We start from the raw sequence: 15,173 nt of genomic DNA on the forward strand, positions 1-15,173 counted from the left end.
CTGTGCAGTTCTCAAACAACGACCAACCACCCGTCACAACCCGCCGAAGCAGATCTTTACCGGGGTCGGCATTGAGGTTCGGAAAGCAAGTTCCGTACCCTCAGATACCCAACAGCGTGCCCGACACCCTCGCCCCTCCTCGTTCCGTTCCACGCCGAAGCAGTACTGGGAAGAGAAGCAGGTCAAGTGTGCCGAGTAGTCAACGTTCCACCCATGAGCAACCAGCATCAGACATTCGCTGATGTACTGGCCTCTGGACTGTCAGCCAGGCTGGCAGCCAAGAAGTGCTCCTTAGAAAGGAGGTGATCCAGCCGCACCTTCCGGTACGGCTACCTTGTTACGACTTCGTCCCAATCGCCAGTCCCACCTTCGACAGCTCCCTCCCACAAGGGGTTGGGCCACCGGCTTCGGGTGTTACCGACTTTCGTGACGTGACGGGCGGTGTGTACAAGGCCCGGGAACGTATTCACCGCAGCAATGCTGATCTGCGATTACTAGCGACTCCGACTTCATGGGGTCGAGTTGCAGACCCCAATCCGAACTGAGACCGGCTTTTTGAGATTCGCTCCACCTCGCGGTATCGCAGCTCATTGTACCGGCCATTGTAGCACGTGTGCAGCCCAAGACATAAGGGGCATGATGACTTGACGTCGTCCCCACCTTCCTCCGAGTTGACCCCGGCGGTCTCCCGTGAGTCCCCAGCACCACAAGGGCCTGCTGGCAACACGGGACAAGGGTTGCGCTCGTTGCGGGACTTAACCCAACATCTCACGACACGAGCTGACGACAGCCATGCACCACCTGTACACCGACCACAAGGGGGCGACCATCTCTGGCCGTTTCCGGTGTATGTCAAGCCTTGGTAAGGTTCTTCGCGTTGCGTCGAATTAAGCCACATGCTCCGCCGCTTGTGCGGGCCCCCGTCAATTCCTTTGAGTTTTAGCCTTGCGGCCGTACTCCCCAGGCGGGGCACTTAATGCGTTAGCTGCGGCACGGACGACGTGGAATGTCGCCCACACCTAGTGCCCACCGTTTACGGCGTGGACTACCAGGGTATCTAATCCTGTTCGCTCCCCACGCTTTCGCTCCTCAGCGTCAGTATCGGCCCAGAGATCCGCCTTCGCCACCGGTGTTCCTCCTGATATCTGCGCATTTCACCGCTACACCAGGAATTCCGATCTCCCCTACCGAACTCTAGCCTGCCCGTATCGACTGCAGACCCGGGGTTAAGCCCCGGGCTTTCACAACCGACGTGACAAGCCGCCTACGAGCTCTTTACGCCCAATAATTCCGGACAACGCTCGCGCCCTACGTATTACCGCGGCTGCTGGCACGTAGTTAGCCGGCGCTTCTTCTGCAGGTACCGTCACTTTCGCTTCTTCCCTGCTGAAAGAGGTTTACAACCCGAAGGCCGTCATCCCTCACGCGGCGTCGCTGCATCAGGCTTTCGCCCATTGTGCAATATTCCCCACTGCTGCCTCCCGTAGGAGTCTGGGCCGTGTCTCAGTCCCAGTGTGGCCGGTCGCCCTCTCAGGCCGGCTACCCGTCGTCGCCTTGGTGAGCCGTTACCTCACCAACTAGCTGATAGGCCGCGGGCTCATCCTGCACCGCCGGAGCTTTCCACACGAAGATCATGCGATCCCGTGTCATATCCGGTATTAGACCCCGTTTCCAGGGCTTGTCCCAGAGTGCAGGGCAGATTGCCCACGTGTTACTCACCCGTTCGCCACTAATCCACCCCGAAGGGCTTCATCGTTCGACTTGCATGTGTTAAGCACGCCGCCAGCGTTCGTCCTGAGCCAGGATCAAACTCTCCGTGAATGTGTACCCGTAATCGGGTGCAACACCACGAGAGCGGAACAACCAGGAGGAATAATCCCGGTCGTTCACAGCGTCCTCGCTGTGCGCCTCCCACACATCGGCGGGAGGACTTTTTCAAAGGAACCTCGCCGCCGGAACTGATGTCCGGCAGACGGGGTATCAACATATCTGGCGTTGACTTTTGGCACGCTGTTGAGTTCTCAAGGAACGGACGCTTCCTTTGTACTCACCCTCTCGGGCTTTCCTCCGGGCGCTTCCCTTCGGTATTTCGTGTTTCCAACCCTACCAGATCCGTTTTCCGTTCCGTTCCCGGTGCGGATTTCATTTCCGGTGGCCGTTGGAGGGCCTTTGCCTTTCGGCGTTTCCGACTCTATCAGATCTTTCCGGCTTCCCGGTCCGTTCCGATTTTCATCGGCGCCTTTCAGGTTTTCGCTTTCGCGTTTCCCTTTCCGGCGGGCCCGACTTTATCAGAGATTCTGAGTCGGGATTTCCGTTCCCTTCGGGGTGACCCCGACACGTTGCCGTGTGCGGCGGGTTCCCCTCTGGCGGAGCCGTAAACATACGGGAGCGGGGCGCCTCGATGCAAATCGAGGCGCCCCGCTCCGGAGCTCGCGTCGTCAGGACGGCCGAGGGGGTCAGACCTCGACGACGACGGGCAGGATCATCGGGCGGCGGCGGTAGTTGTCCGACACCCACTTGCCCAGCGTGCGGCGGATGAGCTGCTGCAGCTGGTGCGGTTCGACGACGCCGTCCTGGGCCGACTTCTCCAGGACCTCCTGGATCCGCGGGACGACCTCACCGAAGACCGCGTCCTCGATGCCCGAGCCGCGGGCCTGGATGTGCGGGCCACCGGTGATCTTGCCGGTCGTGGAGTCGACGACGACGAAGACCGAGATGATGCCTTCCTCGCCGAGGATCCGGCGGTCCTTGAGCGCCGGCTCGGTGACGTCGCCGACCGAGAGGCCGTCCACGTACACATAGCCCGCCTGGACCTTGCCGACGATCTTGGCCTTGCCCTCGACGAGGTCGACGACGACGCCGTCCTCGGCGATGACGATCCGGTCGTGCGGGACACCGGTGAGGGCGCCGAGCTCGGCGTTGGCGCGCAGGTGGCGCCATTCGCCGTGGACCGGCATCAGGTTCTTCGGCTTGCAGATGTTGTAGAAGTACAGGAGCTCGCCCGCCGACGCGTGGCCGGAGACGTGCACCTTGGCGTTGCCCTTGTGGACGACGTTCGCACCCCAGCGGGTGAGGCCGTTGATCACGCGGTAGACCGCGTTCTCGTTGCCCGGGATGAGCGACGACGCCAGGATCACCGTGTCGCCCGAGACGATGCGGATCTGGTGGTCCCGGTTGGCCATGCGGGACAGGGCAGCCATCGGCTCGCCCTGCGAACCCGTGCAGACCAGGACGACCTCGTGGTCCGGCAGGTCGTCGAGCGTCTTGACGTCCACGACCAGGCCCGGCGGCACCCGCAGATAGCCGAGGTCACGGGCGATGCCCATGTTCCGGACCATCGAGCGGCCGACGAAGGCGACCCGGCGACCGTACTCGTGCGCCGCGTCCAGAATCTGCTGGATGCGGTGGACGTGGCTGGCGAAGCTCGCCACGATGATGCGCTTGCGGGCACCGGCGAAGACCTGCCGCAGGACGTTCGAGATCTCCCGCTCGGGCGGGACGAAGCCCGGGACCTCGGCGTTCGTGGAGTCGGAGAGGAGGAGGTCGATGCCCTCCTCGCTCAGCCGCGCGAAGGCGTGCAGGTCGGTCAGGCGCCGGTCCAGCGGGAGCTGGTCCATCTTGAAGTCGCCCGTGTGCACGACCATGCCCGCGGGGGTGCGGATCGCGACCGCGAGGGCGTCCGGGATGGAGTGGTTGACCGCGACGAACTCGCAGTCGAAGGGGCCGAGGCGCTCCCGGTCGCCCTCGGCGACCTCGAGCGTGTACGGGCGGATGCGGTGCTCCTGGAGCTTCGCCTCGATCAGGGCGAGGGTCAGCTTGGAGCCGATCAGCGGGATGTCCGGCTTCTCGCGCAGGAGGAAGGGGACGCCGCCGATGTGGTCCTCGTGGCCATGCGTGAGGACGATGCCCTCGATGTCGTCGAGGCGGTCACGGATGGACGTGAAGTCCGGCAGGATCAGGTCGATTCCGGGCTGCTCCTCCTCGGGGAAGAGCACTCCGCAGTCGACGATCAGCAGACGCCCGTCGTACTCGAAGACCGTCATGTTCCGGCCGATCTCGCCGAGGCCGCCGAGCGGGGTGACCCGCAGACCGCCCTTGGGGAGCTTCGGCGGAGCGCCGAGTTCAGGATGCGGATGACTCAAAAGACTCTCCTCACCACGCGCGCCACGTACCTCCGGGGCACGTGGCGCGCGTGACGTTCGTGCAGTAGCAGTTGTGGGTGCAGGCACCTGGCCTGCGGTGTGTTGCGTATTGAGTTGTGAAGTCTGTGTTTAGAGCTGTACCCCGCCGGCCGCAAGATCGATCTTGAGCTGGGCCGTCTCCTCCGGCGAGAGTTCCACGAGCGGCAGCCGCAGCGGTCCCGCGGGGCGTCCCTGCAGGGCGAGCGCCGCCTTGCTGGTGATCACTCCCTGGGTACGGAACATGCCCGTGAAGACCGGAAGCAGCTTCTGGTGGATCTCCGTGGCCTTCTGCACCTCGCCGTTGAGGTACGCCTCAAGGAGGGCGCGCAGCTCGGGCGTGACCACGTGGCCGACCACGGAGACGAAGCCGCACGCGCCGACCGAGAGGAGCGGCAGGTTGAGCATGTCGTCACCGGAGTACCAGGCGAGACCGGAGCGGGCGATCGCCCAGCTGGCTCGGCCGAGGTCGCCCTTGGCGTCCTTGTTGGCGACGATACGCGGGTGCTCGGCGAGGCGCACGATCGTCTCGGTGTTGATCGGTACGCCGCTGCGTCCCGGGATGTCGTACAGCATCACCGGCAGGTCGGTGGCGTCGGCGATCGCGGTGAAGTGCCGGTAGAGGCCTTCCTGCGGGGGCTTGTTGTAGTACGGGGTGACCGTGAGGAGGCCGTGGGCGCCGGCGGCCTGGGCGGCGCGGGCCAGCTCGATGCTGTGGCGGGTGTCGTTGGTGCCGACGCCGGCGACGACGTGGGCGCGGTCGCCCACGGCTTCGAGGACGGCCCGTACGAGCTCGTTTTTCTCCGCGTCGCTGGTGGTCGGGGACTCGCCGGTGGTGCCGTTGACGATCAGGCCGTCGTTGCCTGCGTCCACCAGGTGGGCGGCGAGCTGCTGCGCGCCGTCGAGGTCGAGTGCGCCGTCCGCCCTGAAGGGCGTGACCATGGCGGTGAGGACCCGCCCGAAGGGGGTCTGCGGAGTCGAGGTCGGAGCCATGGGTAACACGCTACTCGCTGCTCAGCGCGGGGTCGCCCCTCGGGGGATGTGCTGGGTCTGACACTCAGGGAGCCCGGCACTGCCTGCTCGGGGGTTCAAGCAGTGCCGGGTCCGTTTGATCAGGCTAGATGAACTTCTAGAAATGCCGCAATACGGACACTTCCGTCGGCCCGTCCGCACATCTGTGCCGTACCGGGCCGGATGTGCCCCGGCCCGGCAGCCGGGGCGGCCGCGGCCGGGGCCGTCGAACTCGGCGTGCGCCGCGGGACGGTGACCGCCCCGGGGCGCAGTTCGGGCAATCGGCCGTGCGGTGATCCCTCATGACAATCTTCGGCGAATTTGCCGAAACTGGGCACCTTTTGGTCGATTCGAGCGTCTGTGTAGGTGACAGAGTTCCGTTCGAGACTCGTGAGGAGAAGCGCGCCCCATGTTCCGTCGGCGAGAGCCCGTCCCGTTCGCCTTCATCGCCGAAGCCGACAAGTTCCGCAGCAATGTCACTCCCCCACCCCGTGAGCGCGCCACGGCCGGTCAGCTCGTGGGCCGTACGCTCATCGGGCTCACCGTGGTCGCCGGTCTCGTGGGCTCCGTGCTCTTCGGCATGCCCGCGATGTCCGCCGACCAGTCGCCCGCCAAGACCCAGCAGTCCGAGGCCTCCGACGGCCGCTGACGGCCGCGTACGACACGGACGGGCGCCGAGGCACCCCCTTGGCCCCGTCGGGTACCCCCTTGGGCCCCCAACGCTGGTAGCAGGGGACACGGCTCGATAGCCTCACCGGGCACAACCCGTGCGTGGAGTGAGTGAGGACCAGCCGTGCCCCTGCCTTTCCTGACCGCGGACCGCGCTTTCGACGACGCGGGCAAGGACGCCGCGCTCCCGTTCGACGACCGCGACCACTGGCGGCGGCCCTACCGCCCGGGCCCCTGGCGCGTGGCCGCCGCCGCGGTCCTGCTGCTCCTCGCCTCGTTCGTCCTCGTGGCCGCCGTGATCATCGCCTTCGCGGGCGCCCTGCCGGGCGCGGGCATCTGCGTGGGCGTGGCCGCCCTCGTCATCTGCGCCGCCGTCCGGCTGCTGCGCGTGGGCACCTGGGTCAGCGCGCACGGCCTGCGCCACGTGACCTTCTTCCGCACCCGGACCGTGCCGTGGGCGCGGATCGCCGCCGTGCGCACCATTCAGCAGCCCGTGCGGTGGCTCGGCCTGCCCCGCACGGTGCAGGGGCAGGCCCTGACGCTCGTCCGCCTCGACCGGCCCGCGGGCGAGCGGGCCACGCTGCTCACCGACCGCGGGGCGGACTTCCTCGCGCGCCGTACCGCCTTCGACCGGGCCGCCGACACCATCGAGGTGTGGGCGGACGAATACGGCCGTACGGCCTAGCCCCGGCCGTACGGCACCCGGGGCCTCCGCCCGTACGACACCCGGGCGCGGGCCTCAGACGCTCAGCGGCCTGCCCTCGTGCAGGGCGATGGCCCGCTGCATGGCCTTGCGCGCGCGAGGGGTGTCCCGGGCGTCGTGGTAGGCGATGGCGAGGCGGAACCAGCAGCGCCAGTCGTCCGGGGTGTCCTCCGTCTCGGCCTTGCGCCGGGCGAAGACCTCGTCGGCCGAGTCGCGGTCGATGCGCCCGCTGGGGGTGCGCCTCAACTCGTCGACGGGCAGGCCGCCTTCGGCCTCGAGCTCGGCCGCGAGCCGGTTGGCACGCTGGACGAAGCGCGTGTTCTGCCACAGGAACCACACGCCGATGACCGGCAGGACGAGCACCGCGACCCCGAAGGTCACGGTGAGCACGGTGCCGTGCTGGATGAGCAGCACGCCACGGCTGCCGACCAGGACGAAGTAGACGACCAGGACGGCGGCCGTGACGGCGTAGGTGATCTTTGCGCGCATGGCTTCGGCTCGGCTCAGTCCAGATCCAGGAAGTGTTCCAGGCCGAAGGTGAGGCCCGGAGTCTCCACCACCCGGCGGGCACCCAGGAGGATGCCCGGCATGAAGCTGCTGTGGTGCAGCGAGTCGTGGCGGATCGTGAGGGTCTCGCCCTCGCCGCCGAGCAGGACCTCCTGGTGGGCGAGGAGGCCGTTCAGCCGCACCGCGTGCACGCGGACGCCGTCGACGTCCGCGCCGCGGGCGCCCTCGAGGGCGGTCTCCGTGGCGTCCGGCTGCGGGGCGCTGCCCGCCGCCCGGCGGGCCTCGGCGATGAGCTGGGCGGTGCGCGTGGCGGTCCCGCTGGGGGCGTCGGCCTTGTGCGGGTGGTGCAGCTCGACGACCTCGACGGAGTCGAAGTACGGTGCCGCGAGCTGCGCGAACTTCATGGTGAGGACCGCGCCGATGGAGAAGTTCGGCGCGATCAGGACGCCAGTGCCCGGGGCGGCGTCCAGCCAGGTGCGCAGCTGCGCGAGGCGCTCGTCGGTCCAGCCCGTCGTACCGACGACGGCGTGGATGCCGTGCCGGACGCAGAAGTCGAGGTTGCCCATCACGGAACCGGGTGTGGTCAGCTCGACCGCGACCTGGGCGCCGGCCTCGACCAGCGTCTCCAGCTTGTCGCCGCGGCCGAGGGCCGCCACCAGTTCCATGTCGTCGGCCGCCTCGACGGCCCGTACGGCCTCGGAGCCGATCCGGCCCTTGGCGCCGATGACCGCCACGCGCAGCTTGCTCATCTGCCTGTTTCCTTAACCGAGTTATGAGTCGGACGGGACCTGGGTCCGGGAGTCCCGGGCCTAGGCCACCGCTTCGTGCAGGCGGGCGGCCTGCTTGTCCTTCAGCGGGCCTATCGCGGAGAGCGAAGGGCGCTGCCCCAGGATGTCCCGGGCCACCTCGCGCACCTCGTCCGGGGTGACCTCCGCGATCCTGGCGAGCATGTCGTCGACCGACATCTGCTCGCCCCAGCACAGCTCGCTCTTGCCGATGCGGTTCATGATCGCGCCGGTGTCCTCGAGGCCGAGGACCGTGGAGCCCGCCAGCTGGCCTATCGCGCGCCTGATCTCGTCGTCCGTCAGACCGTGCTCGGCGACGTGGTCGAGCTCGTCCCGGCAGATCTTGAGGACGTCGTGGACCTGGCTGGGGCGGCAGCCCGCGTACACGCCGAACAGTCCGGCGTCGGCGAACGCCGAGGTGTACGAGTACACGCTGTAGGCCAGGCCCCGCTTCTCGCGGACCTCCTGGAACAGGCGCGAGGACATGCCGCCGCCGAGCGCGGTGTTCAGCACGCCCATGGCCCAGCGGCGCTCGTCGGTGCGGGCCAGGCCCGGCATGCCGAGGATGACGTGGGCCTGCTCGGTCTTGCGGTCGATGACCTCGACCTGGCCCGAGGTGCGGACGCGGCGCACGCCCGCGCGCGGGGCGATGGGCGTGGCGTCGGTGCGCGTGAGGGCGCCCGCCTTGTCGAACGCGGCGCGGACCTGGCGGACGACCTTCTGGTGGTCCACGTTGCCCGCGGCGGCGACGACCAGGTGGGTGGGGTCGTAGTGCCGCTTGTAGAAGCGGCGGATGCGGTCCGCGGTGAGGGCGTTGATCGTGTCGACCGTGCCGAGGACCGGGCGCCCCAGGGGCGTGTCGCCGAGCATCGTGTGCGCGAACAGGTCGTGCACGCAGTCGCCCGGGTCGTCCTCCGTCATCGCGATCTCTTCGAGGATGACGCCGCGCTCGGCGTCGACGTCCTCCTGGCGGATCTGCGAGCCGGTGAGCATGTCGCAGACCACGTCGATGGCCAGCGGCAGGTCGGTGTCGAGCACGCGCGCGTAGTAGCACGTGTACTCCTTGGCCGTGAAGGCGTTCATCTCGCCGCCGACGGCGTCGATCGCGGAGGAGATGTCCAGGGCGCTGCGCTTCCTGGTGCCCTTGAAGAGGAGGTGCTCCAGGTAGTGCGTCGCGCCGTTCAGGGACGGCGTCTCGTCGCGGGAGCCCACGTGGGCCCAGATGCCGAAGGTGGCCGAGCGGACCGACGGCAGGGTCTCGGTGACGACGCGCAGCCCTCCGGGGAGGGTGGTCTTACGGACCGTGCCGATGCCGTTGCTGCCCTTGATCAAGGTTTGGGTACGGGCGACGGCCCGCGCCTCCGAAGAGGTGCGGGCCGTCGCCTTGGAGCTACGGGACGTCACTTGGCGGCGTCGTCCTTCGCGTCCTCGGCCTTGTCGGCGTCGTCCTCGCCCTCGATCACGGGGATCAGGGAGAGCTTGCCGCGGGAGTCGATCTCGGCGATCTCGACCTGGACCTTCTGGCCCACGCCGAGGACGTCCTCGACGTTCTCCACGCGCTTGCCGCCGGCGAGCTTGCGGATCTGCGAGATGTGCAGCAGACCGTCCTTGCCCGGGAGCAGCGACACGAACGCGCCGAAGGTCGTCGTCTTCACGACGGTGCCCAGGTAGCGCTCGCCGACCTCCGGCATGGTCGGGTTGGCGATGCCGTTGATCGTGGCGCGGGCGGCCTCGGCGGCCGGGCCGTCGGCGGCACCGATGTAGATGGTGCCGTCGTCCTCGATCGTGATGTCGGCGCCGGTGTCCTCCTGGATCTGGTTGATCATCTTGCCCTTCGGGCCGATGACCTCACCGATCTTGTCCACCGGGATCTTGACGGTGATGATCCGCGGCGCGTTCGGGGACATCTCGTCCGGAACGTCGATCGCTTCCATCATCACGTCGAGGATGTGCAGACGGGCGTCGCGGGCCTGCTTCAGGGCCGCGGCCAGGACGGAGGCCGGGATGCCGTCCAGCTTGGTGTCGAGCTGGAGGGCGGTCACGAACTCCTTGGTGCCGGCGACCTTGAAGTCCATGTCGCCGAAGGCGTCCTCCGCACCGAGGATGTCGGTGAGGGTGACGTAGTGCGTCTCGCCGTCGATCTCCTGGGAGATCAGGCCCATGGCGATGCCGGCGACGGGGGCCTTCAGGGGCACACCGGCGTTCAGCAGCGACATGGTGGAGGCGCAGACGGAGCCCATGGACGTCGAGCCGTTGGACCCGAGGGCCTCGGAGACCTGACGGATCGCGTAGGGGAACTCCTCGCGCGTCGGGAGCACCGGGGTGAGGGCGCGCTCGGCGAGGGCGCCGTGGCCGATCTCGCGGCGCTTGGGGGAGCCGACGCGGCCGGTCTCGCCGGTGGAGTACGGCGGGAAGTTGTAGTTGTGCATGTAGCGCTTGCGCGTCACCGGGGAGAGGGTGTCGAGCTGCTGCTCCATCCGGAGCATGTTCAGCGTCGTCACGCCCAGGATCTGGGTCTCGCCGCGCTCGAACAGGGCGGAGCCGTGCACGCGCGGGATAGCCTCGACCTCGGCGGCCAGAGTGCGGATGTCGGTGACACCGCGGCCGTCGATGCGCTTCTTCTCCTTGATGACGCGCTCACGGACCAGGGACTTGGTCAGCGAGCGGTACGCGGCGGAGATCTCCTTCTCGCGGCCCTCGAACTCCGGGAGCAGCTTCTCGCCGGCCAGCGCCTTGACGCGGTCCAGCTCGGTCTCGCGCTCCTGCTTGCCCGCGATGGTCAGCGCCTGGGCGAGCTCGGGCTTGACGGCGGCGGTGAGGGCCTCGAGCACGTCGTCCTCGTAGTCGAGGAAGATCGGGAACTCGCCGGTGGGCTTGGCGGCCTTGGCGGCGAGGTCCGACTGGGCCTTGCAGAGGACCTTGATGAAGGGCTTGGCGGCCTCGAGACCGGCGGCCACGACCTCCTCGGTCGGCGCCTCGGCGCCGCCCTTGACGAGCTCGATGGTCTTCTCGGTGGCCTCGGCCTCGACCATCATGATCGCGACGTCGCCGTCCTCCAGGACGCGACCGGCGACGACCATGTCGAAGACGGCGTCCTCGAGCTCGGTGTGCGTCGGGAAGGCGACCCACTGGCCCTTGATGAGCGCCACGCGCGTGCCGCCGATCGGGCCCGAGAAGGGCAGGCCGGCCAGCTGGGTGGAGCAGGAGGCGGCGTTGATCGCGACCACGTCGTACAGGTGGTCGGGGTTGAGCGCCATGATCGTCTCGACGACCTGGATCTCGTTGCGCAGGCCCTTCTTGAAGGACGGGCGCAGCGGGCGGTCGATGAGGCGGCAGGTGAGGATGGCGTCCTCGGAGGGACGGCCCTCACGGCGGAAGAAGGAACCGGGGATCTTCCCGGCCGCGTACATCCGCTCCTCGACGTCCACCGTCAGGGGGAAGAAGTCGAGCTGGTCCTTGGGCTTCTTGGACGCGGTGGTGGCCGAGAGGACCATCGTGTCGTCGTCCAGGTAGGCGACGGCGGAGCCGGCGGCCTGACGGGCCAGGCGGCCCGTCTCGAAGCGGATGGTGCGGGTGCCGAAGGTGCCGTTGTCGATGACGGCTTCGGCGTAGTGGGTCTCGTTCTCCACTAGCGGTTTCTCCGTTACGTATCGTCTTTTCACCCCTGGGCCCGTGTGGCCCGGGGTCCGCCCCTGCCCGTGTGGCGTGGGAGCGGTGCGGAGAAGCGCGCCGTGGGTGCGGGCCGGTCTTCGATCGAAGCCCCCGGGGACTCGTACTCGCGTATCCCGGAGACCACTACCGAGGACCGGCGGCGGCTGGGTGCGCCTCTCCTTATGTGGTTGTGCCCGTGGTCGTGCGTGAGGCCCGCGCGGGCGCGCCGGGCCCCGCTTGCACGTCCGGGGCTGTGTCGGACGTCACCAGACTACAAAGCGTCGGTGACACCGCGCACGTACAGCAAAGGGAGCGGCCCCCTTCGAGTGCTTCGAGTGGGAACCGCTCCCTTCACGGCGTCTTACTTGGCGCCCGCCGCACCGCGGCGGATGCCCAGGCGGTCAACCAGGGCACGGAAGCGCTGGATGTCCTTCTTGGCCAGGTACTGAAGCAGGCGGCGACGCTGGCCGACCAGGATCAGCAGACCACGACGGGAGTGGTGGTCGTGCTTGTGCGTCTTCAGGTGCTCGGTCAGGTCCGAGATGCGGCGCGAGAGCAGCGCGACCTGGACCTCGGGGGAGCCGGTGTCGCCCTCCTTCTGGCCGAACTCGGTCATGATCTGCTTCTTCGTGGCGGCGTCGAGCGACACGCGAACTCCTTGTGATGTCCTTGTTCGCCTCCGAGCGCCCCTGGTCTTCTTCTCAGGGGTGCTTCCGGTACTCGGGAGGCAGGGGGTCCACCCGGGAGAGGTGGGGTCCGCCTTGCGGCGGGATGCCGCGTCGCGCGGTCCACCGGCCGGGGGCCTGGGGATGTGCGCAGACAAGCGAGCGTTACACAGCGTACCAGCCTGGGCGTGTCGGCTCTCCGTCACCGGCGCGGGAGCGGTCCGGGGCCGGTCCCGTGACGCATTGCCGAGGGTCGCACGCCGGGTGTCCGCCGGTCACGCCCCCTCGACGCCCAGGGCGCCGTAGGCCGCGCCCTCACCGTCCTCACCCCGCTCGGCGCGCAGCTCCTTGGGAGCGATGAAGACCCGGCCGCCCTCGACGAGCACGTCGGTCTCCCCCGGCTTCACGGGTCCGGCCGCCTCCGGGACGCTGAACAGCAGGAACGGGGTCTCCCTGCCCGATTCCGGGTCCAGGCTCACGACGGCGTCGGGGGCGACTCCGTCGGCGCTCCCCCGGAAGGCGAGGAGCTTGCCGCCGCTGAGCTCCAGCGGGTACATCGCACCGCGGCCCCGCGAGTCGAACCTGCGGACGACCTTGCCCGTCGCCAGATCGAACGAGACGATCCGGTTCACCTCGGGGTCCTTGGGCTTGGTCGCGAGGAACAGGCGGTCGCGCTCCGCCACGATGGCGTCGCAGGTCTCCACGGTCCCGAAGCGGGCCGTGAAGCAGTCGTCGATGTAGCGGCCCTCCGGCATGTCGACCGTGGACCGGTAGGCGCCCAGGTCGTCGAGGGCGAGCAGCTTGTCCACGCCGGGGCCCCTGACCGCGACGGCCACCACGGCGGGCTCGGACGACACGAGGTGCACGCGCTGCACGCCGCTGGCGACGTCGTACGTCCACTGCGGCTTGCCCGTCCGCGGGTCGAGGCGCTGGACGCGGTACGTACGGTCGGCGTCGGCGCCGCACCGGCGCAGGGCGAGCAGGACGTTCCCGCCGGCCAGGCCCGCGTTCTCGCACGCCGAGGGGCGCGTGTCCCGCCAGAGGGGCTTCCCGGCCTTCATGTCGTACGCGACGGAGCCCCGGCTCCAGGCGACGGTGACCGTCCCGCGGGTCAGGGTCACGTTCGTGCTCGTCGGGGAGGCGTCCTTGGCGTCGGGGAGCGCGACCTGCCAGAGCTTCTTGCCGGTGTCGAGGTCGACGAGGGCGAGCTGGGTGCACGGCGCCGGGGCGGGCGTGTCGGCGCGGTCCTTCTTGCCCTTGCCCTTCTCCTTGCCCTTGCCCCTCTTCTTGTCGTCGCCCTTCCTCTTGTCGCCCTTCTTGCTCCCCTTCTTGTCGTCCTTCTTGTCGCTCTTCTTGTCGGCCTTCTTCTTGTTCTTGCCGTCGCTCTTCTTGTCGTCGTCCTCGGCGGGCTTCGTGGGCTCCTGGAAGAGGACGGCCGTGCGGCCGTCCGCGGTGACGTGCCGGGTGGTGCCGCAGACCGGTCCGCCCAGGTCGGTCGACCACACCTCCTTGGACGTCCCGACCTCGAAGCCCTTGAGGGTGCCGCCCACGCCGCGTACGAGGGTCTTGTCCGTCGCCCAGGTGCCGGGGGCGCGCACGGAGGCGTCCCGGCCGAACCGCTTCTCGAACCCCTTCTCCCGGTAGTCGACGGCCAGGTGGCCCACGGGGGAGCTCGGGGCCGTCTCGACGGTGTCCCGGATGGCGTCCGGCGCCTGCCGGACGGCCTTCGCGCCCTGGTTCCCCGCCTCGCCGTCGTCGGCCGCGGCCCAGACCATCCAGCCGCCCGCGCACAGCACGAGGGCCAGGAGCCCGGCCAGGCCCGCGAGCAGGCGGGTGCGGCGCTGTTTGCGCGCGTTGTCCACGGCCAGGACGGACTGGGTGAACTGGGAACGGGGTGGGCCTTGGCTCACGCTGGGGCGCCTTTCTCCGGGTCGACCAAGAGGCGGGATGACACTGGGGCGCCGCACGTCAACTGGTCAGCGCCGAAGGCAGAGTACGGAAGGGCCGCGCGGCTCCGTACGCCGGTGTCCTCCTGCCGACCGCCCGCCGGTGGGGCGGTGGCCGCGGATACCGCCGGACTGGCGGGTTCCAGCACGGGCGTTGGGTACGTTGCCCACCATGTCCATACCGCCGCAGCAGCCCGGCCCGCAGCAGCCGAATCCGTACCAGCAGAACCCCTACCTCCAGCAGCCGCAGGGCCCGGTGCCCCCGAGCCCCTACGCGCAGCCCCCGGCCCCGGCGGGGCAGCCGCCCGCCTTCCCGCCCCAGGGGCCGCCCCCCGCGGCGAAGAGACCCGTGCCCCCTTGGGCGTGGGGCCTCGGCGGCGCGCTGGTCGCGTCGGCGGTCTGGGCGGGGGTGCTGTTCGCGGGCGGCACGCTCGGGGGCGGTGACGACGAGGCCGACCTCGCCGGGTACCGCGTCCAGAAGAACCTCTGCGACGCCGTCACCATCGACGCCTTCAAGGAGCGCTACGAGACGCGGCTCGGCAGCGATCCGAACAGCCACTACGCGTCCCGGCAGCAGGGCCTCGACATCAACAACTGCAACTGGAGCCTCAAGGACAAGGACGCGAGCGCGAGCGACTACAGCAGCGTCTTCGTGAACAGCACCGCGCAGTGGCACAAGAAGAGCGAGCCCAAGGGGGAGTTCGCCTCCCTCTACAAGGGGTTCGAGGACCGGTCGCAAGGCGCGTACGCGTACGAGACGAAGTCCGTCGACGGCTTCGGCGACGAGGCCTTCCTGGTCGTGGAGAAGCGGTCCTCGACGGGCAGCAAGACGGGGCCCAAGGAGTTCGGCGGCATGACGCTGGGCGTGCGGGACGGCTGGTTCACCTTCGAGCTCCAGTGGAGTTGGTACGGGAGCAGTACGAGCGGCAGCTCCAAGGCGCCCTCCGAGCAGGAGGTCGAGAAGATGATCAAGTCCGACGCCCGGGACGCCCTGGCCGCGCTCAAGAAGCCGTGACCCCGCAGGCGGCCGCGCGGCCGTGACCGGTCGTATGCGCCCC

General features: G+C 68.7%; 11 protein-coding genes and 1 rRNA gene. 3 read left to right on the forward strand and 9 right to left on the reverse strand.

Annotated elements, in window-relative coordinates; translation table 11 throughout:
• Positions 1 to 295: 295 nt before the first annotated feature.
• The 3 genes from AC5WAM_RS12000 to dapA all read right to left on the reverse strand — a co-directional run bounded on the left by AC5WAM_RS12000 (position 296) and on the right by dapA (position 5,171).
• Positions 296 to 1,821, reverse strand: a 16S ribosomal RNA gene (locus AC5WAM_RS12000).
• A 635-nt stretch (positions 1,822 to 2,456) separates the two neighbouring features.
• Positions 2,457 to 4,142: a ribonuclease J gene (locus AC5WAM_RS12005; protein ID WP_138962147.1), complete on the reverse strand. Its 1,686-nt coding sequence runs from the start codon at positions 4,140 to 4,142 to the stop codon at positions 2,457 to 2,459.
• Between the two features lie 129 nt (positions 4,143 to 4,271).
• On the reverse strand, positions 4,272 to 5,171 hold the full coding sequence (gene dapA / locus AC5WAM_RS12010; protein WP_495522589.1) for a 4-hydroxy-tetrahydrodipicolinate synthase: 900 nt from the start codon (positions 5,169 to 5,171) through the stop codon (positions 4,272 to 4,274).
• A 427-nt stretch (positions 5,172 to 5,598) separates the two neighbouring features.
• On the opposite strand from dapA, the gene AC5WAM_RS12015 reads away from it, so the two are divergent.
• Together AC5WAM_RS12015 and AC5WAM_RS12020 are read left to right on the forward strand one after the other, a co-directional pair.
• Complete coding sequence (locus AC5WAM_RS12015; RefSeq protein ID WP_242724450.1) at positions 5,599 to 5,838, forward strand: hypothetical protein; 240 nt, start codon at positions 5,599 to 5,601, stop codon at positions 5,836 to 5,838.
• 144 nt (positions 5,839 to 5,982) lie between these two features.
• The gene (locus tag AC5WAM_RS12020) at positions 5,983 to 6,543 is read left to right on the forward strand and encodes an SCO5741 family PH domain-containing membrane protein (RefSeq protein WP_366795297.1); all 561 of its coding nucleotides are present in this window, start codon (positions 5,983 to 5,985) and stop codon (positions 6,541 to 6,543) included.
• A gap of 54 nt (positions 6,544 to 6,597) precedes the next feature.
• Here AC5WAM_RS12020 and AC5WAM_RS12025 read toward each other — a convergent pair whose 3' ends face one another.
• The 6 genes from AC5WAM_RS12025 to AC5WAM_RS12050 form a co-directional block, all read right to left on the reverse strand.
• Complete coding sequence (locus AC5WAM_RS12025; RefSeq protein ID WP_138962143.1) at positions 6,598 to 7,050, reverse strand: tetratricopeptide repeat protein; 453 nt, start codon at positions 7,048 to 7,050, stop codon at positions 6,598 to 6,600.
• A gap of 14 nt (positions 7,051 to 7,064) precedes the next feature.
• On the reverse strand, positions 7,065 to 7,817 hold the full coding sequence (gene dapB / locus AC5WAM_RS12030) for a 4-hydroxy-tetrahydrodipicolinate reductase (RefSeq protein ID WP_366795296.1): 753 nt from the start codon (positions 7,815 to 7,817) through the stop codon (positions 7,065 to 7,067).
• Positions 7,818 to 7,877: 60 nt separating this feature from the next.
• Entirely contained in the window at positions 7,878 to 9,257 is a 1,380-nt protein-coding gene (locus tag AC5WAM_RS12035; RefSeq protein ID WP_366795295.1) for a M16 family metallopeptidase, read from the reverse strand.
• On the reverse strand, positions 9,254 to 11,482 hold the full coding sequence (locus tag AC5WAM_RS12040; RefSeq protein WP_366795294.1) for a polyribonucleotide nucleotidyltransferase: 2,229 nt from the start codon (positions 11,480 to 11,482) through the stop codon (positions 9,254 to 9,256). The genes AC5WAM_RS12035 and AC5WAM_RS12040 overlap by 4 nt, the downstream gene beginning before the upstream one ends.
• 383 nt (positions 11,483 to 11,865) lie before the next feature.
• Complete coding sequence (gene rpsO, locus AC5WAM_RS12045) at positions 11,866 to 12,153, reverse strand: 30S ribosomal protein S15 (RefSeq protein WP_030363216.1); 288 nt, start codon at positions 12,151 to 12,153, stop codon at positions 11,866 to 11,868.
• A gap of 291 nt (positions 12,154 to 12,444) precedes the next feature.
• A complete protein-coding gene (locus AC5WAM_RS12050; protein WP_495522590.1) occupies positions 12,445 to 14,079 on the reverse strand; it encodes an outer membrane protein assembly factor BamB family protein in 1,635 nt (544 codons plus the stop codon).
• 208 nt (positions 14,080 to 14,287) lie between these two features.
• On the opposite strand from AC5WAM_RS12050, the gene AC5WAM_RS12055 reads away from it, so the two are divergent.
• Positions 14,288 to 15,130, forward strand: a complete 843-nt coding sequence (locus AC5WAM_RS12055; RefSeq protein ID WP_495522591.1) for a hypothetical protein — start codon at positions 14,288 to 14,290, stop codon at positions 15,128 to 15,130.
• The last annotated feature ends 43 nt before the right edge of the window (positions 15,131 to 15,173 follow it).

Source organism: Streptomyces sp. JLYT201 (assembly GCF_059448825.1).

Excerpts from the sequence above, each read along its gene's own strand:
- AC5WAM_RS12025 (WP_138962143.1), bottom strand. The coding sequence starts at position 7,050 with ATGCGCGCAAAGATCACCTACGCCGTCACGGCCGCCGTCCTGGTCGTC.
- dapA (WP_495522589.1), bottom strand. The coding sequence starts at position 5,171 with ATGGCTCCGACCTCGACTCCGCAGACCCCCTTCGGGCGGGTCCTCACC.
- AC5WAM_RS12055 (WP_495522591.1), top strand. The coding sequence starts at position 14,288 with ATGTCCATACCGCCGCAGCAGCCCGGCCCGCAGCAGCCGAATCCGTAC.
- AC5WAM_RS12015 (WP_242724450.1), top strand. The coding sequence starts at position 5,599 with ATGTTCCGTCGGCGAGAGCCCGTCCCGTTCGCCTTCATCGCCGAAGCC.
- dapB (WP_366795296.1), bottom strand. The coding sequence starts at position 7,817 with ATGAGCAAGCTGCGCGTGGCGGTCATCGGCGCCAAGGGCCGGATCGGC.